The 20,350-nt window shown below is 66.7% G+C and carries 16 protein-coding genes; 7 read left to right on the forward strand and 9 right to left on the reverse strand.

All coding sequences use genetic code 11. From position 1 onward, the window contains the following. Positions 1 to 31: 31 nt before the first annotated feature. Together POR01S_RS04355 and pnuC are read right to left on the reverse strand one after the other, a co-directional pair. Positions 32 to 559, reverse strand: a complete 528-nt coding sequence (locus tag POR01S_RS04355; RefSeq protein WP_042134007.1) for an AAA family ATPase — start codon at positions 557 to 559, stop codon at positions 32 to 34. Next, positions 556 to 1,119 carry a nicotinamide riboside transporter PnuC gene (gene pnuC, locus POR01S_RS04360; RefSeq protein WP_027599469.1) on the reverse strand — a complete coding sequence of 188 codons (564 nt, stop codon included), beginning with the start codon at positions 1,117 to 1,119 and terminating at the stop codon, positions 556 to 558. The genes POR01S_RS04355 and pnuC overlap by 4 nt, the downstream gene beginning before the upstream one ends. Positions 1,120 to 1,385: 266 nt before the next feature. On the opposite strand from pnuC, the gene POR01S_RS04365 reads away from it, so the two are divergent. From POR01S_RS04365 to POR01S_RS04375, 3 genes are all read left to right on the forward strand, one after another. Beyond that, positions 1,386 to 2,222: an undecaprenyl-diphosphate phosphatase gene (locus POR01S_RS04365; protein ID WP_027599468.1), complete on the forward strand. Its 837-nt coding sequence runs from the start codon at positions 1,386 to 1,388 to the stop codon at positions 2,220 to 2,222. Then, positions 2,219 to 2,719, forward strand: coding sequence for a DUF1294 domain-containing protein (locus POR01S_RS04370; protein ID WP_027602228.1), 501 nt, complete (start codon positions 2,219 to 2,221; stop codon positions 2,717 to 2,719). The genes POR01S_RS04365 and POR01S_RS04370 overlap by 4 nt, the downstream gene beginning before the upstream one ends. An 82-nt stretch (positions 2,720 to 2,801) precedes the next feature. Then, positions 2,802 to 4,589: a gamma-glutamyltransferase family protein gene (locus POR01S_RS04375; protein ID WP_042134008.1), complete on the forward strand. Its 1,788-nt coding sequence runs from the start codon at positions 2,802 to 2,804 to the stop codon at positions 4,587 to 4,589. Between the two features lie 118 nt (positions 4,590 to 4,707). Here POR01S_RS04375 and mqo read toward each other — a convergent pair whose 3' ends face one another. The 3 genes from mqo to POR01S_RS04390 form a co-directional block, all read right to left on the reverse strand. Then, positions 4,708 to 6,204 (reverse strand): malate dehydrogenase (quinone), encoded by a 1,497-nt coding sequence (gene mqo, locus POR01S_RS04380; RefSeq protein WP_042134010.1) that lies wholly within the window; start codon positions 6,202 to 6,204, stop codon positions 4,708 to 4,710. A gap of 454 nt (positions 6,205 to 6,658) precedes the next feature. After that, positions 6,659 to 8,248, reverse strand: coding sequence for an ABC-F family ATPase (locus POR01S_RS04385; protein ID WP_027599464.1), 1,590 nt, complete (start codon positions 8,246 to 8,248; stop codon positions 6,659 to 6,661). A 239-nt stretch (positions 8,249 to 8,487) separates the two neighbouring features. After that, entirely contained in the window at positions 8,488 to 8,904 is a 417-nt protein-coding gene (locus tag POR01S_RS04390) for a response regulator (RefSeq protein ID WP_042134012.1), read from the reverse strand. Positions 8,905 to 9,157: 253 nt separating this feature from the next. Between POR01S_RS04390 and POR01S_RS04395 the strand changes: the two genes are divergently transcribed. Further along, positions 9,158 to 9,352 carry a hypothetical protein gene (locus POR01S_RS04395; protein ID WP_007158427.1) on the forward strand — a complete coding sequence of 65 codons (195 nt, stop codon included), beginning with the start codon at positions 9,158 to 9,160 and terminating at the stop codon, positions 9,350 to 9,352. 14 nt (positions 9,353 to 9,366) lie between these two features. Here the strand turns inward: POR01S_RS04395 and POR01S_RS04400 are convergent, their stop codons facing one another. Both POR01S_RS04400 and POR01S_RS04405 read right to left on the reverse strand, forming a co-directional pair. Continuing rightward, positions 9,367 to 10,569, reverse strand: coding sequence for an MFS transporter (locus POR01S_RS04400; RefSeq protein ID WP_042134014.1), 1,203 nt, complete (start codon positions 10,567 to 10,569; stop codon positions 9,367 to 9,369). Beyond that, a complete protein-coding gene (locus tag POR01S_RS04405; protein ID WP_042134016.1) occupies positions 10,566 to 11,774 on the reverse strand; it encodes an MFS transporter in 1,209 nt (402 codons plus the stop codon). The genes POR01S_RS04400 and POR01S_RS04405 overlap by 4 nt, the downstream gene beginning before the upstream one ends. A 64-nt stretch (positions 11,775 to 11,838) precedes the next feature. Here POR01S_RS04405 and POR01S_RS04410 point away from each other — a divergent pair, with 64 nt between their 5' ends. Next, on the forward strand, positions 11,839 to 12,321 hold the full coding sequence (locus POR01S_RS04410) for a DUF192 domain-containing protein (RefSeq protein WP_081875159.1): 483 nt from the start codon (positions 11,839 to 11,841) through the stop codon (positions 12,319 to 12,321). Positions 12,322 to 12,558: 237 nt separating this feature from the next. Here POR01S_RS04410 and POR01S_RS04415 read toward each other — a convergent pair whose 3' ends face one another. Together POR01S_RS04415 and xthA are read right to left on the reverse strand one after the other, a co-directional pair. After that, positions 12,559 to 13,914, reverse strand: coding sequence for a substrate-binding domain-containing protein (locus POR01S_RS04415; RefSeq protein WP_081875160.1), 1,356 nt, complete (start codon positions 13,912 to 13,914; stop codon positions 12,559 to 12,561). Positions 13,915 to 13,984: 70 nt separating this feature from the next. Then, on the reverse strand, positions 13,985 to 14,797 hold the full coding sequence (xthA, locus tag POR01S_RS04420; RefSeq protein ID WP_042134018.1) for an exodeoxyribonuclease III: 813 nt from the start codon (positions 14,795 to 14,797) through the stop codon (positions 13,985 to 13,987). A gap of 121 nt (positions 14,798 to 14,918) precedes the next feature. Between xthA and POR01S_RS04425 the strand changes: the two genes are divergently transcribed. Both POR01S_RS04425 and POR01S_RS04430 read left to right on the forward strand, forming a co-directional pair. Beyond that, positions 14,919 to 16,652: an autotransporter assembly complex protein TamA gene (locus tag POR01S_RS04425; protein ID WP_255211792.1), complete on the forward strand. Its 1,734-nt coding sequence runs from the start codon at positions 14,919 to 14,921 to the stop codon at positions 16,650 to 16,652. Further along, positions 16,649 to 20,341, forward strand: a complete 3,693-nt coding sequence (locus POR01S_RS04430) for a translocation/assembly module TamB domain-containing protein (RefSeq protein ID WP_042134022.1) — start codon at positions 16,649 to 16,651, stop codon at positions 20,339 to 20,341. Before POR01S_RS04425 ends, POR01S_RS04430 begins: the two co-directional genes overlap by 4 nt. The last annotated feature ends 9 nt before the right edge of the window (positions 20,342 to 20,350 follow it).

Below are 20,350 nucleotides of genomic sequence, written 5' to 3' on the forward strand. Positions count from 1 at the left end.
CTCCGGTGTAGGACGTCATTCTACCGGCGGGTCAGGCCTCGTGCAGCAATCGGCTCACCGCGGCCAGCGCGGCCCTTTGCCGCTCGGGCCAGTCGCCGGCGATTTCCAGCAGCGGCTGGCCATGGGCCTGCAGCCAGTCGCGGCAGTGGGCGAAGAACGCCAGCCGCTCGGTCAGCTCCGGCTGGCAGCGCTGACCGTCGTCCTGCCAGGCGACGTCGCGGGGGTCGAGCAGCAGGTGCAGATCGTAGTGGCGAGCCAGCAGCGCCGGCTCCAGCCAGGCGGGTGCGGCGCCGAACAGCAGCCGACTCCACAGCAGATTGCTCAGCAGATGGGTGTCCAGCAGCAGCAGGGGCGGCGCGGCGGCGCGCGCCTGGTCTTCCCGGCGCACTTGCTCGCGGGCGATGAGCTCCACATCCGCCAGGGTGGTGTCGGTACCGTGCCGCTCGCAGTATTCGCGGACGTACTCGTCGACCCGCATACCGCCGAACCTTTCGCTCAGCACCTGCGTCAGCCAGGACTTGCCACTCGATTCGGGGCCGGTCAGTACCACCACCTTCATGGCGCGGTCGCCAGGGCGCGACGCCAGTCGAGCCAGCCATAGGCCGCCAGGCCGACGAAGACCGCATAGAGGATCGCGGTGGGGTAGAGGCCCTTGTAATAGAAGAGGCCCACATAGATGACGTCCAGCACGAACCACAGCACCCAGCACTGCAGGCGCTTCTGCGCCATCCAGAACTGGGCGACCAGACTGAAACCGGTGAGCGCGGCGTCCAGCCAGGGCAGGGCGGCATCGGTATGGGTGCCCATGAGATAGCCAAGGGCCAGGCTGCCCAGGGCGCCAACGGCCAGACCGGCCAGCAGGGGTTTCGCCGCCAGCGAAGTGACCTCGCGGCCCTGGTGCTGCTGGCCGCCCCTGAGCCATTGCCACCAGCCATAGAGTTGCAGCACCGCATAGATGCACTGCAACAGCATGTCCGAATAGAGCTTCACGTCCAGGAAGATCCAGGCGTAGAGCACCACCATCACCAGGCCGATGGGCCAGGCCCAGATGTTCTGGCGCACCGTCAGCCAGACGGCGATCACCCCGAGAACGGCGGCCAGCAGCTCCACGGGCGACATGCCCAGCAGGGTGGTGAGCGACTCCAGAAACGACATGCTTCACATCCGGAAAGATTGAATTCGTCATTGTACGGCACCTAATGGCCGTCTATCGGTCTCTTCAACCGGTCTCGCTCTGGTAAGGTGCCGGGCGCTGACTTCAGCACGTGCTGTCTTGGGTACCGCGAAGGGCCATGCCCTGCGGAGCGTCACGGTTCGAACCCCGTTGCCGCCGGAGCCTGCAGCTCCGGCTACCTGCAAATGTTTCACTTGGATGGAGTAATACCATGGACCTATGGAGTGCCTTGCAGGCGCTGATTCTGGGGATCGTCGAGGGCATCACCGAGTTTCTGCCCATTTCCAGCACCGGCCACCAGATCGTCGTTGCCGATCTGATCGGCTTCGGTGGGGAAAGGGCCATCGCCTTCAATATCATCATCCAGCTGGCGGCCATCCTGGCCGTGGTCTGGGAATACCGCTTCAAGGTCTTCGAGATCGTCACCGATCTGCCGCGCAAGTCCTATGCACAGCGTTTCACCGGCAACCTGATCATCGCCTTCCTGCCCGCCGCGGTGCTGGGCGTGATCCTGGGTGACCTGATCCACGAATACCTGTTCAACCCCATCACCGTGGCCTTTGCCCTGGTGATCGGCGGCGTGATCATGATCTGGGCGGAAAAGCGTACCCATCGCATCCGCGTGGAAGAGGTGGATGACATGCGCTGGCATGACGCCCTCAAGGTCGGCTGCGCCCAGTGCCTGGCGATGATCCCGGGCACCTCGCGTTCCGGTTCCACCATCATCGGCGGCCTGCTGTTCGGCCTGTCGCGCAAGGCGGCCACCGAGTTCTCCTTCTTCCTGGCCATGCCGACCATGGTCGGGGCGACGGTCTACTCCGTGTACAAGTACCGTCACCTGTTCACCGCCAGCGACGTCCTGGTGTTCGGAGTCGGCTTCGTCACCTCCTTCCTTTTCGCCATGCTGGCGGTCAAGGCCCTGTTGAAGTTCATCGGCAACCACAGCTACGAAGTCTTCGGCTGGTACCGCATCGTCTTCGGACTGCTGATCCTGGCTACCTGGCAATTCGGCTGGATCGACTGGCACGCGGCCAAGGCGGCCGGGTGAAACCCGAGAAGGAACAGCAGAGCCGGCGTAAGCCGGCTCGTGCGTCTACGCAGAATGCTTCCCCCAAGGCCGCCAAGCGGGCAGCGCCGCTGACGCCCTATCAGCAGCGCGCCGCCATCGCCCGCCAGGACATGCTGGCGCTGCTACAGATCGCCGTCTTCATCCTGCCCCTGCTGGGTATGCTGTCGCTGGCCTTCGGCCGCGGGGTGCTCTGGCCGATGCCGCTCTATCTGGTGGCCAGCGTGACCACCTACCTGCTCTACAAGCACGACAAGCAGCGCGCCCGCGACAAGGGTTGGCGCGTGCCGGAGCGCATGCTGCACCTGGGCGAATTGCTCGGCGGCTGGCCGGGCGCCCTGATCGCCCAGCAGCGCTTTCGCCACAAGACCGTCAAGCTGAGCTTTCGGCTGGTGTTCTTCGCCATCGTCGCCCTGCACCAGCTGCTCTGGCTGGATGTGCTCTGCGGCGGCTTTCTGCACCGTCACCTGCCGCTCTGAGGTCAGACAGGCGGCGGTGGGGCAGGTGATGGGCTAGGCTTGGCGGGCGAAAGCCCCCGTTGCCCAGGAGCCCCCCTTGCGAATGCCTCTGTCGATCTTTACGCCCCTTTTCCTGTCCCTGACCCTGGCCGCCTGTAGCCAGGTTCGCGAGACCTCCCTGCCCACGGCCCCCGAGGCCGGTTCCGGTTACCGCCCCGGGCTGACGGCCAGCGCAGCCACCCGCCAGATGGCGGCCGCGGCCAATCCCCTGGCCGCCGAGGCCGGCCGGGAGATCCTGCGCCAGGGCGGCTCGGCCATCGACGCCGCCATCGCCATGCAGGCGGTCCTGACCCTGGTCGAGCCGCAATCTTCCGGGATTGGCGGCGGCGCCTTCCTGCTCTACTGGGACGGTCGCAAGGTCCAGGCCTACGACGGTCGCGAGACCGCGCCAGCCGGGGCCACGGAAAGGCTCTTCCTGCACCCGGATGGCAGCCCCATGGCCTTCGAAGAGGCACGGATCGGCGGTCGTTCGGTAGGGGTGCCCGGGGTGCTGCGGGCCCTGGAGCTGGCGCATCGCGACCACGGCAAGCTGGCCTGGCAGGTGCTGTTCGAGCCGGCCATCCGCCTGGCCCGGGAGGGTTTCCCGTTGTCGCCGCGGCTGCATAACCAGCTGCTTCACGACCCCTTCCTCAAGCAGTCACCGGGTATGGCTGGGCTCTACCTGGATGCCCAGGGACAGGTGAAGCCGGTGGGTACCCGGCTGCGCAACCCGGAATTGGCCGATACCCTGGCGCTGATCGCCCGGGAGGGCGCCGGAGCGCTCTATCGCAGCGACCTGGCCCAGGCCATCGCCAGCGCCGTGCAGGAGAGCCCCAATCCCGGCAGCCTGAGTCTTCAGGACCTGGCCGGCTATCGTGCCAGGACGCGCACGCCGCTGTGCACCGACTACCAGCGCTGGCGCGTCTGTGGCATGCGACCGCCCGCCGGCGGCATCACCGTGGCCCAGACCCTGGGCATTCTCCAGGCCCTGGAAGCCCGTGATCCGGCCTGGGCCCTGGCGCCGTTGCGGCCAGTACCGACCGCGCTGCCGGCGGGCCAGGAGCCGCGTCCCGAAGCCGTGCACCTGATCGCCGAGGCCGAGCGCCTGGCCTATGCCGATCGCGCCCAGTACGTAGCCGATCCGGAGCTGGTGCCGGTCAACGTCAAGGGGCTGCTCGATCCCGGGTATCTGGCCAGTCGTGCGCAGCAGGTCGGTGAGCGCAGCCTGGGCAAGGCCGCGCCGGGGGTCCCACCCGGCCCGACCCTGGCCTGGGCACCGGATCGCTCGCCACTGCGCATCTCCACCTCCCAGGTGGTGGCGGCGGATGCCTGGGGTGGCGCCCTGTCCATGACCACCACTGTGGAGAGCTACTTCGGCTCCCACCTGATGGTGAAGGGCTTCATGCTCAACAATCAGCTGACGGACTTTTCCTTCGTGCCGCGGGAGAAGGGCCTGCCGGTGGCCAACCGGGTGGAGCCGGGCAAGCGACCGCGCTCGACCATGTCGCCAACCCTGGTGTTCGACCGCCAGAGTGGCGAGCTGCTGGCGGCCCTGGGCTCGCCGGGCGGTTCGCAGATTGCCGGCTATGTGGTCAAGACCCTGGTCGGCTTGCTGGACTGGCAGCTGGATCCCCAGGCGGCTGCGGGCCTGCCGAATTTCGGCAGCCGTAACGGCCCCACCGAGCTGGAGCGCGGCGAGACCACCCCGGCCTTGCGCCAGGCACTGGAGCAGCGTGGGCACCAGGTACGCGAAGACGAGATGACCAGCGGCATCCAGGTGATACGCCGAATGGGCTCAGGTTGGCAGGGCGGCGCCGATCCGCGGCGGGAGGGCGCGGCGCTGGGGGATTAGGCAGGCGTCGGAGGCCGATAGCCCTTCACCCCAGCCCTCTCCCTGGGGGAGAGGGGGCGGTTTTGCTGGGGGGAGGTCAGGAGCAGGGATGGCACGCCAGTGGGCCATCCAGGTGGGGTCAGGCCGGCTGGTCGAGTTGCAGGACGCGGGTGGTGCGCTCGCGCACTTCGCGCAGCAGTTCGGGCTCTTCCGCCAGCTTGTGACCGAAGGCCGGGAACATCTTGCGCAGCTTGGCCTGCCAGTCCTCGCTCTGGAAGCGGCTGGGGAAGCAGCGCTCGACCAGGGTCAGCATGATGGACACCGAGGTGGAGGCACCCGGGGAGGCGCCCAGCAGCGCGGCGATGGTGCCGTCGCCGGAGGCGACGATCTCGGTGCCGAATTGCAGCACGCCGCCTTTCTGCGGGTCCTTCTTGATGATCTGCACCCGCTGGCCCGCCACTTCCAGGCGCCAGTCCTGCTTGCGCACGGCCGGGTAGAAGGCCCGCAGTTCCTCGACACGCTGGTCGAAGGACTGCAGCACCTGGCCGACCAGGTAGCGGGTCAGCGGCATGTTGTCCCGCGCCACGGCGAGCATGGGGCCAATGTTGCCCGACTTGATCGACTTGGGCAGGTCGAGGAAGGAGCCACGCTTGAGGAACTTGGTGGTGAAGCCGGCGAAGGGGCCGAACAGCAGGGACTTCTTGCCATCCACCACGCGGGTGTCCAGGTGCGGGACCGACATCGGCGGCGAGTTGACGCCGGCCAGGCCGTAGACCTTGGCCTGGTGCCGTTCGACGATGTGCGGATCGTCGCAGCGCAGCCACTGGCCGCTCACCGGGAAGCCACCGTAGCCGGCGCCCTCGGGGATGCCGGACTTCTGCAGGAGCGGCAGGGCCGCGCCACCGGCGCCGAGGAAGACGAACTTGGCGATCAGGGTGCGGGTGGCCCCGGAACGACTGTCCTCGATGGTCAGGCGCCAGCGCTGGTCGGCCTCGCGGGTCAGGTCCACCACCTTCTGGTTGTAGCGGACCTGGGTGCCGGGACGGGTCTGCAGGTGACCGAGCAGGCTCATGGTCAGGGCGCCGAAGTTGACGTCGGTACCCCCGGCCACATGGGTCGCGGCTACGGCTTCGGTGGCCGGCCGGCCTTCCATCACCAGGGGCATCCACTCGCGCAGCTTGGCGTGATCCTCGGAATACTCCATGCCGTCGAAGCAGGCGTGGTCCTTGAGGGCCTCGTAGCGCTTGCGCAGGAAGGCCATGTCCTTGGCGCCATGGACGAAGGACATGTGCGGCACCGGGCTGATGAAGGCGCGCGGCGAGCCGAAGTGGCCTTCCTCGACCAGGTAGGACCAGAACTGCTTGGAGGCCTCGAACATACCGTTGATGCTGAGGGCCTTGGTGATGTCGACGCTGCCGTCCGCCTTTTCCGGCGTGTAGTTCAGCTCGCAGAGGGCCGCATGGCCGGTTCCGGCGTTGTTCCAGGGGTTGGAACTCTCCGCCGCGCCTACGTCGAGCAGTTCGAGCACCTCGACGGTGCTCGTGGGCTCCAGTTCCTTGAGCATGACCGCCAGGGTCGCACTCATGATTCCCGCGCCGACGAAAACGAAATCCGACTCTTCGTTACCACTGTGCATTCATCGTACTCCTGAGACAGTGTCTCGCTTTACACCTGAGGGAGAGCGGGCGTCGGAGCCCGCCCTCGAGTTGGGCAACCCCGGGCTGACCGCGAACGGCCGGGCAGGGGTGAGCAACCGGTAGGGCATGGCAGTCAGTTGCGACAGCGGCCGTCCGGCAATGTTCTGATTTGTTGAGTGGGGAGCAAGGGTCCTGGCGGACCGGCGGAGGCCGGTACCAGGCGGGGAGATCAGGATGCGACAGGGAACCCGTCGAGCGTGCCGGAAGGGGGCGCTACGTGTTACGAGACGTGGCAGGAGACCCCTGGTCTCCCGGCGCAAACGATAGGTGATGATCGCGGCGATCCTGGTCGAGTACCCGTTTCGGTGCGAAATGATACCTAGGGTAACTGCTTAGGGCACCCTCTATTTTATTCGTGTAGTGGGTGTCGCGACCCACTACACGAACCTCGCCTCAGCCGTTGATGCCCTGGCTGCGCAGGTAGTCGTCGTAGCTGCCGCTGAAATCCACCACCCCGGCTTCGCTCATGTCGAGGATGCGGGTGGCCAGCGAGGAGACGAATTCACGGTCGTGGCTGACGAAGATCAGGGTGCCCGGATAGTTTTCCAGCGCCAGGTTCAGCGCCTCGATGGATTCCATGTCCAGGTGGTTGGTGGGTTCGTCCATCACCAGCACATTGGGCTTCTTCAGGATCAGCTTGCCGAACAGCATGCGGCCTTGCTCGCCACCGGAGATGACCTTGACCGACTTCTGGATGTCGTCGCTGGAGAACAGCATGCGACCCAGGGTGCCGCGCACCATCTGTTCGCCGCCCTGGGTCCACTGACCCATCCAGTCGAACAGGGTGACGTCGTCGGCGAAGTCCTCGGCGTGGTCCTGGGCGAAGTAGCCCACGTCCGCGCTGTCGGTCCACTTCACCTCGCCGCTCTGCGGCGCCATCTCGCCCACCAGGGTGCGCAGCAGGGTGGTCTTGCCGATCCCGTTGGGGCCGATGATGGCGACCCGCTCGCCGGCTTCGATCTGCAGGCCGAGACGCTTGAACAGCGGGGTGCCGTCGAAGCCCTGGGTGACGTTTTCCAGGGTCACCGCCTGGCGGTGCAGCTTCTTGTACTGCTCGAAGCGGATGAAGGGGCTGACGCGGCTGGACGGCTTGACCTCGTCCAGCTGGATCTTGTCGATCTGACGCGCCCGGCTGGTGGCCTGCTTGGCCTTGGAGGCGTTGGCCGAGAAGCGGCTGACGAACTGCTGCAGCTCGGCGATCTGGGCCTTCTTCTTGGCGTTGTCCGACAGCAGGCGCTCGCGGGCCTGGGTGGCCGCAGTCATGTACTCGTCGTAGTTGCCGGGGAACAGGCGCAGTTCGCCGTAATCCAGGTCGGCCATATGGGTGCAGACGCTGTTCAGGAAGTGGCGATCGTGGGAAATGATGATCATGGTGCTGTTGCGGGCGACCAGGATGCCTTCCAGCCAGCGGATGGTGTTGATGTCCAGGTGGTTGGTCGGTTCGTCGAGCAGCAGCAGTTCCGGATCGGAGAAGAGCGCCTGGGCCAGCAGCACGCGCAGCTTCCAGCCGGGGGCGACGGCGCTCATGGGGCCGAAGTGCTGGTCCTGGGGGATGCCCAGGCCCAGCAGCAGTTCGCCGGCACGGGCTTCGGCGGTGTAGCCGTCGTATTCGGCGAACTGGACCTCCAGCTCGGCCACGGCCATGCCGTCGTCTTCGCTCATTTCCGGGAGGGAATAGATGCGGTCGCGCTCGGCCTTGACCTTGGCCAGCTCGGCGTGGCCCATGATCACGGTATCGATGACCGTGCAATCCTCGTAGGCGAACTGGTCCTGGCGCAGCTTGCCCAGTCGCACGTTGGGCTCGAGCATCACTTGGCCGCCAGTGGGTTCCAGGTCACCGCCGAGAATCTTCATGAAGGTGGACTTGCCGCAGCCGTTGGCGCCGATCAGGCCGTAGCGATGGCCGTTGCCGAATTTGACGGATACGTTCTCGAACAGCGGCTTGGCGCCAAACTGCATGGTGATGTTAGCGGTGGAGATCAAGGGGGGTACCTGTAAGGGTTTCAGACCGGAGCTCGCCTGCGACCCGAGCCGGCGGGCGGCTTGGGCGGGGCGTTTCGATCGGATGGGCAGAGCTCCAGCGGGCAGGGTCGAGGGGTCGCGACGATGCGCGGCGGCCTGGCTGGGCTGCGGTAAAGGCGGGCGGCGCCCGACATGCCGCCTATTGTGTCATAGCTGCGAGGTCCTTTGTACGGGGCGGGCGGCGGCCGGGTGTCGCTGGACTAGCGGGCGGTCGGGTCGGGGGTGCCAGGCCGGGGTACCACTTTCCAGATCGCTTCGGTCAGCTGATCCAGTGTCCACGGCTTGTGCAGGAAGGGCACCCCGGACGGAATGTCGTTTCTCAGACCGGCGTAGCCGGACATCAGTACGAAGGGCACTGCGGGCCAGCGTTCACTGACGATCTTCGCCAACTGGACGCCGTCGATCACGCCCGGCATCCGCACGTTCGACACCACCACATTGACCTGCTGCCAGTGCAGCTCGAGAAACTGCAGGGCGGCATCGGCAGTGCCGAAGGTCTCGACATGGAAGCCTTGCTGCTTGAGGACCTCGCGGACCAGTGCCTGGAGCAGCAGTTCGTCCTCGGCCACGACGGCGAGCAGATTCGGGGTGCTGGCGGAGCGGGTCGGCGTATCCATAGGCAGGCAGTCCGGAGTGGAGAAATACCTGAAGTCTAGTCAGCCTTGGGCCAGGCTGCTGGCCAATGGCCCGGATCAGCACTCAGCTTTTTTAGGGATGAGCCTCTAGGTCCAGGCAGCTGACTCGCGCGAAGGCTCTGGCAAGGGGTCGACGCCGCTTGGCAGTCGGGCGACGTGCGGTAAGCGTCAGGATGAAACATCTGGCGCCGCCGACCTACTAACCTCTGAGACCGACCGGCACAGGAGCCACGGCATGATCCTTTCTCTTTCTCCCGCGCCCGATACCACGTCCCCGCTCGCCCTCTGGCTGGGTGGCGATCAGGCACCGCTGAACGATTCCGACATGGCTGACGAGGAGATCGATACCGAGATCCCCGACGAAGTGGTCGAGAACCTGACCGAGCCGGCCAAGCCGCCAGCGCCGATTCCGGATCCCGGTCCGCTGTAGGCGCGCATCCGATTTCACCTGCGGTCAGGGCGTTCGCGCAGCGCCCGGTGATAGAGCAGGGCGCTGAGCCCCAGGCCAGCCAGGGCCATAAGGCCGGCGAAGAGGAAAATGGCGCTGAAGCCGAAGCCATTGGCGATAGCGCCGGCCAGTGGACCGGTGATGCCCAGGGCCAGATCCAGGCACAGCGAATAGGCGCCCAGGGCGGCGCTACGGTTGGTCGGGGGAACCTTGACGATGGCTTCCACGCCCAGGGCTGGATAGACCAGCGACAGCCCGAACCCGGCCATGGCCGCGCCGATCAGTGCCATCTGCGGCGTGACCGCCAGCCAGAGCAGCAGCAGACCCAGGGTCTCGACGGTGAAACAGGCCAGGGCAACCCGAAAACCACCCAGCTTGTTGATGGTGCCGGCGAACAGCAGTCGCGCGCAGATGAAGGCGGCGCCAAAGGCGGTCAGGCAAAAGGCGGCATTGGGCCAGCCGTTGCTCGCGTAGTAGAGCGTGACGAAGGTGGCGATGGCGCCAAAGCCGATGGAGCTCAGCAGCAGGCAGAGGCCAAAGGGGCTGATGCGCCAGAACACCTTGTGAAAGGGCAGTCGCTCACCGGGAATCACCGGTGCCGGCTCCTTGTTCCAGGCCAGGGCCAGCCCCAGGGCGCCAAGCAGCGCGATAGCCACGCCCAGGCTCCACAGGCCCAGACCCGCGACCATGGCCACGCCCAGGGGGGCGCCCAGGGCCAGGGCGCCATAGGCGGCGATGCCATTCCAGGAGATTACCTTGCTGACGTGCTGCATGCCGACGCTGCCCATGCCCCAGCTCAGGCAGCCAGTGCCTATCATGGCCTGGGACATGCCGAGAATGATCCTGCCGACGATCAGTAGGCCCAGGCTGAGGCCAGGCACGCTTTGCAGCGAGGTGGCCAGCAGGGTGAGTACGCCACAGGCGACGCAGCCGAAAAGGCCGTAGATCACCCCGCGCTTGGCGCCGATGCTGTCGGCCAGCTTGCCGGCCAGGGGGCGGGTGAAGAGGGTGGCGAGGTACTGGATGCTGATCGCCAGTCCCGCGATGACCGAGCCGTAGCCGAGATCGTCGTGCACGTAGCCCGGCAGGATCGCCAGCGGCAGGCCGATCGCCAGGAACAGCAGAAAGCTGAAGACGACGATGGAAACGATACGCAGCGTGACGGCGAGGGAGCTGGCGGCTGGGGCGGTCGTGGTCATGGCTGTTCTCGAGAGGACTCGTCGAAACGGCAGAGGAGGCGAACGCTGAGCGCCAGGCCTGCCAGCGCGGCCAGCGCGGCGCAGAGAAAGCTCGCGGCATAGCCGAAATGGGTGGCCACCGCCCCGATCAGCGGACCGGTCACCGCCAGTGAGAGGTCGATGAACACCGAATAGCCGGCCAGGGCGGCGCCCCGGTTGGAGGACGGCACCCGCTGCACCGCCTCCACGGCCAGCGCCGGGAACACCAGCGAGAAACCGATGCCGGTGAGCGCTGCCCCTACCAGGGCAGTGGTCACGCTGGGGGCCAGCCAGAGGACGGCCAGGCCGACGGCTTCCACCGCCAGGCTGACGATGGCGACACGAAAGCCACCGTGGCGATTGATGGCGTTGGCGCAGACCAGGCGTACCCCGATGAAGAAGGAACCGAACACGGTCAGGCACAGGGCCGCGCCGCTCCAGCCCTGACTGGCGTAATAGAGGGTGATGAAGGTTGCCAGGGTGCCGAAGCCGATGCCGCCCAGCGCCAGGCCGAGCCCGAAGGGCAGGACCCGGCCCAGCACCGTGGTGAAGGGCAGGCGCTCGCCGCGGACCGGGACGATGGGCGGGCGGGGCTTGGCGATGCGATAGCCCAGGGCGGCCAGGCCGATGATGCTGACACCCATGATCCACAGCCCCAGGGTATCCACCAGCACTACGCCCAGCGGCGCGCCTATGGCCAGGGCGCCATAGCTCGCGACGCCGTTCCAGGAGATCACCTTGGCGGTGCTGGTCGGACCGACCCGACCGATCGCCCAGGAGATGGCGCCGGTCCCCGAAAGGCTTTCGGCGCAGCCCAGCACCAGTCGGCCGAGCAGCAGGGCGACGAGGCTGACCCAGGGCCAGGCCTGCAAGAGCACCGACGCCAGCATCAGCACGCCGCTGAGCCCGCAGCCGAGCATGCCGTAGAGCACCGACTGCTTGGCGCCGACCGTGTCGATGATGCGGCCGGCATGGGAGCGCGAGAACAGCGTCGCCAGGTACTGACTGCTGATCACCAGGCCGGCGATGATGGAGTTGAAGCCCAGTTGGTCGTGCACATAGCCCGGCAGCACGGCCAGGGGAATGCCGATGGTAAGGTAGGCGATAAAGGTGAAGAGCACCGTACCCAGGGTGATGCGGGTGGCCAGAGCGGGTGAGGGTGCGGGCGGTAGGCTGGCGGTCGACATCGGACTCGAGAGGTTGTCTGACAATGTGGGATAGATTGCTTTCGTCCGGTAAAGGTCACATGCGATGACATTTTTTGTCCACGCTCGAGAGGGAGCGAAGCGGGCGCCAGGCACTGGCTGGGGTTGTCTGCTGCTGTTGGCCGCCTGGGTGGCCTTGCCCGGCTGGGCGGCGGAGCGGATCGAATTGCGCATCGGTGAGCAGCGCCTGGCCGTCGAGGTGGCGGCGACACCGGCGCAACGGGCCCAGGGATTGATGGGGCGACCGCCACTGGCTGCTCGCGAGGGCATGCTGTTCGTCTTCGCTGGGGATGACGAGCGCTGCCTGTGGATGCGCGATACCCCCAGCGCGCTGGCCGCCGCCTTCATCGATGCCAGCGGCAGAATCCTCAACACGGTCGAGATGCAGCCGCTGACCGATACTCGGCACTGCTCGAGCGCGCCGGCGCGCTATGCGCTGGAGACCCAGTCCGGCTGGTTTGCGGCGCGCGGGATCAAGCCGGGCGCATCCGTACAGGGATTGGAAGGAGTGGCGCCTGCATCCCGGTGAGCGCGTCCAATTGAAGTCTTTTATTATTTAAAAGTCATTCAAAAACATGAGCTTGTGAGATTATTTTAGTGTTGAGTCTAGGTACTTCGTGAGAAATCACTTTAAGTACAGAGTAGCGCTCGAAACGCAGTCGGCATCCGTATCCAGGTGACTCGGCAACTGCCCACTGCCCACGAAGGCGATGACGCCGTCCGTTGCTTCCTACCGTTTCCCGCCAAAGAATCAGCCAGGCGATCGCTAATGGATCCAGGCCTCGACACGCCGGTTCTTGATCCGGCCATTGGCTGACAGTCCGGCAACCGGCAACTGGTCGCCCAGGGAGAGCACTTCGCTGGCGAAGGCCTGCTGATGGCGCAGCGCCGTGGCCACCGCGGTGGCCCGCAGACGCGCCAGCAGAGATGCCCGTGCCGGATCTTCAGTGGCATCGTTGAAGCCCACCAGGATCAGCTGCCGGTTGGCGTTCTCGGGCTGGCGCATGAAGGCGGCCAGCCGCTCGACATCGCGCAGCGCCTTGTTGTCCAGACGTGCGCTGCCGGCGGTGAAGCGGAAGTTGACCGTGAGGCGCTGCGCCCGGCGCGCCAGCTCGCTGTAGGCGGGCGGCATGCCGCGGGTGTCGCCTATGGTCAGAGGCTCGATGCGCTGGGCGACGAAGCCGCTTTGCTGCACCACCGCCTGGCCCGCCGGGGTCTGGCTGAATTCCAGCAGGCTCCGCGTCCAGTCCGAACGCTGAGCCGGCGGTGCATAGAGAAAGAGGCGGCGGGCGAGCGGATAGTCTTCGGTGGCGATGCTGGCTTCGCTGGGCGCGATGGCGCGGCCTTCACCGTCGCGCAGGGCGAGCTTTGGCGACCCGGCAGCCGCCGCCAGGCTGGTGAAGCCTATGCCGGCGGGATCGTCGGCCACCCGCTGCGCCAATTCTTCGTTGGACTCGAAGCGCCGGGCGGCGGCGCTCAGGCGTTTGCCGGCCGGATTCAGGACCAGCTCGCGAAAGGTGTCGTAGGTACCCGAGCGGTCATCCCGCGCATAGATCCGGATCGGGCCGGGCGTGCCGCCCAGTTGCTGCCAGTCGCCGACGTCGCCGGAGAAGACCTGCGCCAATTGCTGCAAATCGAGTTCCCGCAGCGGATTGCCGGGATGCACGATGATCGCCAGACCATCCAGGCCGATGACGTATTCCGCCTCCTTGCTGCGCAGGTCACCCAGATTGGCCAGGGCACTCACTTCGCTATCGGTGATGGGGCGCGAGGCCGCGGCGAGATCGGTCGCGCCCGCGGCCAGGGCGGTAAAGCCGGTACTGGAGCCATGGGCCGCGATCTGCACGGCCACGGTATTGCCCTGCGGGGCTCGGGCCATCAGGTGCCATTCGTCCATGACGGCGGTGGGCACCACCTGTGGATCCCGATAGCCGCGTTCGGCGAGCAGGGCCGCGACCAGACGTGGCCCGAGCCGGGCATTGATGGTGTTGGAGCCCTGCAGGCGCAGGAGGATGGTCGTGGATTCGCTGGCCAACAGGGGTGAGGGCAGCAGTGGAAGCAGGGTCGCGAGCACCGCTCGCCGCAGAAAGGCGCGGCGGAATACCGGGGCGGAGCAATTCATGGGTCGGCCTCGAGCCTAAAGGCGAGGCCGACACCTTAGGCATGCCGCATGACGTCGATGTGACAGCCGCTCACGCCAATTCCAGCCAGATTGGCGCATGGTCGGAGGGTTTCTCCATGCCGCGGATCTCGTAGTCCACCCCGGCGGAGACGATGCGCTCGCGCAAGGCCCGCGAAGCGAGGATGGTGTCGATGCGCAGGCCGCGCTTGGGTTCGTCCTCGAAACCGCGACTGCGATAGGGGAACCAGCTGAAGCGATCGTCGACTTCGGGATGCAGATGGCGATAGCTGTCGAGCAGGCCCCAGCCCAGCAGCCGCTGCATCCATTCGCGTTCTTCCGGTTGAAAGCTGCAGGCGCCGGTCCGCAGCCAGCGCTTGGCATTGGCGGCGCCGATGCCGATATCACGATCCTGGGCCGAGATATTGAAGTCGCCCATCAGCAGCAAGGGCGTGTCCGGCGAGAAGCGCTCTTCAAGTAGATTCTGAAGATCCGCGTAGAACTTCCTCTTGCCAGGGAATTTTGTCGGATGGGCGATGTTCTCGCCTTGGGGAAAATAGCCGTTCATGACCACCAGCGGCTGACCCTGGCGGTCGGCGAAGACGCCATAGATGAATCTCTTCTGGGACTCTTCGCCATCGCCGGGAAAGCCCTTGTGCAACTCCAGGGGCGCCAGGCGCGACAGCAGGGCCACGCCGTAATGACCCTTCTGGCCATGGTAGTGCACATGATAACCCAGGGCCTCGACCTCGGCCCGGGGAAACTGGTCATCCGAGACCTTGGTTTCCTGCAGTCCGATCACATCCGGCTCATAGCCTTCGATGATGGCAGAAAGTTGATGAGGTCTTGCGCGCAAGCCATTGATATTGAAGCAAACTACCTTCATGACGCCCTCTCTAAAGGTGGATGGCCCTAGCCTAGCAGAAAGCCTGTCGCCGAAGCGGCAGGCGGGCGAACCCTGGCCACTCCCGTTTGTCTCACAGCGCAACGCCCGTTAGCATCCCTGTATGAATAAGCCGAACGCTCTACGCCGCGCCCTGATTGGAATTTGTTGTCTGCACGGCGTGGCCTGGGCGGCACCCGCCGAAGTCAGCGTTCGCGTCCAGCCTGCCAATAACGCCTTGCGAGACAACATCCAGGCCTATATCGGCTCCGTCGAAGGGCGCGATGTCGCCGGGTTGCAACGCCTACGCCCGGCGACGGAGCGGCAGGCCGAGCAGGCAGCCCAGGCACTCGGCTACTACCATGCGCAGATCGAGACCCGCGTCGAGCCGGGGGAGACGCCACGGCTGGTGGTCGAGGTACGCCCCGGCGAGCCGGTCAGGCTGCGCAACGTGGATATCCGTATCGAAGGGCCGGCGCGCGAGTTGCGCGCCTTTCGCCAGCCGATACCGGCCGGACTCAAGGCGGGCCAGCCGCTGAACCAGGGCCTCTACGAAGACGCCAAGAGCCTGATCCAGAATCAGGCGCAACGGTATGGTTTCTTTCGCGGCACCTTTACCCAGCACCAGCTCCGGATCGACCCTGCCACCGGATTTGCCGACATCGCCCTGGTGTTCGACAGCGGGCCGCGTTTCGTCCTCGGCAAGGTGTCCTTCGAAGGGAATGCGCCCTTCGATCCCGATCTGCTTCAGCGCATGGTGCCCTTCGCCCAGGGGACGCCCTACGATTCCGAGCTGATCGCCGATTTCCAGAGCAATCTGTTGGCCAGCGGCTTCTTCGATGGGGCGCGGCTCGATACCTATCCCAAGCAGGATGGCGCCGCCGAGGTGCCGGTGACGGTTACTCTGCGCACGCGCAAGCCGCGCACCTTCGGTTTCGGCCCCGGCTACTCCACCGATGTCGGTCCGCGGCTGAGATTCACCTGGGAAAATCACTGGCTCAATCCCCAGGGCCACAGCCTGGGCGCCGAGGCCGAGTTGTCGGCGCCACGCCAGAGCATCGCCACCTGGTACGACATTCCCGGGCAGGACCCGATCAACGACAAGTTCCGCTTCGCCGGCGGCTACCAGTACGAGCAGATCGCCAACGACGACTCCCTCAGCCAGTTGCTGACCGTGGGGCCCGAGTGGCATCGCAAGTTTCCCAACGGCTGGGAGCGGGTGCTCTCGCTCAAGTGGCGCAACGAAAGCTATCGGCTGGGCGACGATGAGGGCACCTCCAACCTGGTGATGCCTGGGGTGGATTTCTCCCTGCTGCGCAGCGATAACCGCATCGACCCCAATCGCGGCTATCGCCTGCAATTCGGCGTCTCGGCGGCGAAGGAGGGGTTGCTCTCGGATGCCAACATGATCCACACCACGGCGCTGGCCCGTGGCCTGATCACGGTGGGCGACGGGCACCGCTTCCTCGGACGCCTGCAACTGGGCGGCAACTTCACCAATGGCTACAACAAGGTCCCGCCATCGCTGCGCTTCTTCGCCGGCGGTGACCAGAGCGTTCGCGGCTACGACTACCAGACCCTGTCGCCGGAAAACGACGAAGGCGACTACGTGGGCGGTCGCTACCTGGTCGCCGGTGGGGTCGAATACCAGTATCCCCTGCGCGACAAGTGGCGGCTGGCCACCTTCATCGACCAGGGCAGCGCCTTCAACGACCTCAACAACTACGAACTCAAGACCAGCGTCGGCGTGGGCGTGCGCTGGGTCTCGCCGGTCGGCCCGATCCGCGTCGACCTGGCGCACGGTCTCGACGAACCCGGCGGTATCCGCCTGCACTTTTCCATAGGGCCTGAGCTGTGAAGTCGGTAGGCGGTGTCATCCTCGGCGTACTGGCGGCCCTGCTGGGCGCGCTGATCCTCCTTCTCGCCCTGGTGCTGGGCAACGCCGGCGTCAGCCGGCTGGTGCTGGAACGGGTGCCGGGTCTGACCCTGACCGACTTCCAGGGGCGCCTGGGTGGCCATTGGCAGGCCCGGCAGCTGGTCTGGGAGGGGGGCGCCACCCGGGTAACGGTCGAGGCGCCCGAATTCGCCTGGCGACCCGCCTGCCTGCTCAGGCTGCAGCTGTGCATCGATACCTTGGTCGCCTCGCGCGTCGCCATCGAGCAGGCGCCCAGTCCGGAGGCGGCGCCGGAGAAGAGCGGGCCCATCCAGTTGCCCAGCCTCGGCTTGCCGCTGGGGGTGCAGCTAGGTGAGGTACGGATCGGCGAGATCCGCTACAACGACGCCGAACAGGCCCGCGACCTGGAGTTCCAGGCCCGCTGGCAGGCTGATGGGATAGCCATCGAGCGCCTGGCCGGCATGGCGCACGGCATCACCCTGGATACCCACGGCCGGTTGCAGCCCAGCGGCGCCTGGCCGCTGCAGTTGCAGGGCACCCTCGGCCTGCCTGCGCCGGAGGCCGCGCCCTGGTCGCTGGCGCTCAAGCTGAACGGCGAATTGCAGAAGACCTTGCAGCTGGAGGCCGACAGCAGCGGCTATCTGCCCGGCCGCCTGACCGGCACGGTGCAGCCGCTGGTGGACAACGTCCCGGCCGATCTGCAACTGGTGGCCGATGGCTTCAAGGCGGCCGCCAGCCTGCCCGATACCCTGCGGCTGAACGACCTCAAGCTGACCGCGCGAGGCGATCTCGCTGCGGGCTACGCCCTGGTCGGCCAGGCGAAACTGCCGGGCGAGGGCGGTCCGGTGGACCTGAATCTGGAGGGTCGCGTCGATGCCAAGGGCGCGCGGATCTCGGCCTTGCGCCTCCAGGCCGCGCCCGAGCAGCGTGTGGCGCTGGCTGGCCAGATCGACTGGCAGCAGGGGCTCGCCGCCGACGCCACACTGGATTGGCGCGACTTTCCCTGGCGCCGGCTGTATCCCATGGCGGAGCCCCCGGTAAGTCTGCAGCGTCTGCAGGGCGAGGTGGCCTATAGGGATGGTGCCTACCTGGGCAATCTCAAGGCTGCGGCGACCGGTCCGGCCGGCGCCTTCACCCTGGCCACCCCCTTCAGCGGCGATACCACCCAGCTCAATCTGCCCTCGCTGGACCTGCAAGCCGGCCAGGGGCGGGCGCAGGGCAAGGTCAACCTGGGCTTCGCCGAGGGCGTGAGCTGGCAGGTGGCCCTGGATCTGAGCCGCCTGGATCCGGCCTTTTGGGTCGCCCAGCTGCCCGGCAGCCTGGCCGGTCCGCTGCGTAGTTCCGGTGCCTTCAAGGATGGCCGCCTGCAGCTGGATGCCGACCTGGACCTCAAGGGTAGGCTGCGCAACCAGCCGGCCGTGCTGGCAGCCAAGGCCAAGGGCGCCGGCGAGCAGTGGCAGGTCCCGCAGCTGGACATCCGCCTGGGTGACAACCGCATCCAGGGACAGGGCGCCCTCGATCAACGGCTGCAGGGCCAGCTGCAACTGGATCTGCGGCGCCTCGGCCAGCTCTGGCCCGATCTGTCCGGCAGCGCCCAGGGCCGCCTGGATCTGGCCGGCACCCTCAAGGCGCCGGCTGGCCAGCTGCGCCTCGACGGGCGCCAGCTCGCCTATGCCGACAACCGCATGAGCAGCCTGGCGCTGGCGGCGACCCTGGATGATCGCCAGCGCGGCAACCTGGAGCTGACTGCCCAGAGTCTGCAGGCGGCCGGGCGCGATTTCGGCGTCCTGCGCCTGCAGGGGCAGGGCGATCGCCGCCAGCAGCAGGCCGAGCTGTCGCTCAAGGGGCCACAGCTCAACCTGGCGCTCACGGCCGGCGGTACCCTGGCCGACAACGGTGACTGGAAAGGCCAACTGGCCCGCGGCTCGGTTGCCGCCAGTGGCCAGAACTGGACCTTGCAAAGCCCCGCGCGCATCGAGCGCCTGGCCAACGGGCGACTGGAACTGGGCCGGCACTGCTGGCGGTCCGGCGCGGCCAGCCTCTGTGGCGACGATCAGCAACTGCTGCCCGACACCCGTCTCGCCTGGCATCTGCGCGCCTTCCCGCTCGCCAGTCTGCAACCGCTGCTGCCCCCGGAACTGGCCTGGCAGGGCACCCTCGATGGCGACGTCGACCTGCGCCTGCCCAAGGCCGGACCCGATGGCGAGATCCGTCTCCAGGCCGGTCGTGGCAGCCTCAAGCTGCGCGACGCCGCTGGCCAGTGGCAGACCTTCAGCTACGACAGCCTGGACGTCACCAGCGCCCTGAAGCCGCAGCAGGTGGACACCCAGGTGCGCCTGACCAGTGCCGATCTTGGCCGACTCGACATCCAGGCGAGGCTGGATCCCCGCGATCCGAACCAGGCGCTGGCCGGTCGCTTCCAGTTGCAGGGCCTGAATCTGGCCCTCGGCAAGGCCTTCGTCGAAGGCATCGAACACCTCGAAGGCAAGATCAACGGTGCCGGCGAGCTGGGTGGCACCCTGCTGCAACCGCGGGTCAACGGCCAGATCCAGCTCAGCGGGGGCGACATCGGCGGCGGCAGCGTGCCGACGCGCCTGCAGGACCTCGGCTTGACCGCCCGCATCCAGGGCGAAACCGCGCTGCTCGACGGCGGCTGGCGCAGCGGCACCCAGGGACGCGGCCAGATCCGGGGCAGCGTCGGCTGGGCCAACGGCCTGGACGTCAATGTGGCGGTCACCGGCGACAAGCTGCCGGTCAATGTCGAGCCCTATGCGCAGCTGGAAGTGGCGCCCGATCTCAAGATCCTGATGAAGGACGGCCGCCTGGCCCTGGCCGGCGAGGTGCGGGTGCCGCGCGGGCGCATCCAGGTGCAGCAGCTGCCGCCATCCACGGTCAAGGTGTCGGACGATGCCGTCATCGTCGGCCAGGAGGCTCCGGCCAAGCAGCCGGCGATGCAGATCGCCATGGACGTCGATGTGCTGGTCGGATCCGACAAGCTCACCTTCGATGCCTTCGGCCTGTCCGCCGAAATCGTTGGCAAGGTGCACATCGGCGACAACCTCGACACCCGCGGCGAGCTGAACCTGCGCAACGGTCGCTACAACGCCTATGGTCAGCGCCTCACCATGAGACGCGCACGGCTGTTCTTCCAGGGGCCCATCGCCCAGCCCTATATCGATGTGGAAGCCGTGCGGGTGGTGCAGGAGCAGAACGTCACCGCCGGCCTGCGGCTTTCGGGTTTCGCCCAGCAGCCGCGCATCGAGGTGTTCTCCGAACCGAGCATGAGCCAGGAGCAGGCGCTGGCCTACCTGGTGCTGGGACGCCCGCTTTCCAGCGGCAGCGAAGGGGACAACAACGTGCTCGGTCAGGCGGCACTGGCCCTCGGCCTGGCCGGCAGCTCCGGTACTGCCGGCGCCCTGGCGCAACGGTTGGGTATCCAGAACTTCCAGCTGGATACCGCCGGTTCGGGGGACAAGACCAGCGTGGTCGCCTCGGGCAATCTCACCGACAGGCTGTCGGTGCGTTATGGGGTAGGGGTGTTCGATTCGGCCAACACCGTCGCCCTGCGCTACCAGCTCACCCGCCGGCTCTATCTGGAGATCGCCAGCGGTCTGGCCAACTCCCTGGATTTCTTCTATCGCCGCGATTTTTGACGCAAGGAC

This window comes from Pseudomonas oryzihabitans NBRC 102199, assembly GCF_000730625.1.
Taxonomy (GTDB): domain Bacteria; phylum Pseudomonadota; class Gammaproteobacteria; order Pseudomonadales; family Pseudomonadaceae; genus Chryseomonas; species Chryseomonas oryzihabitans.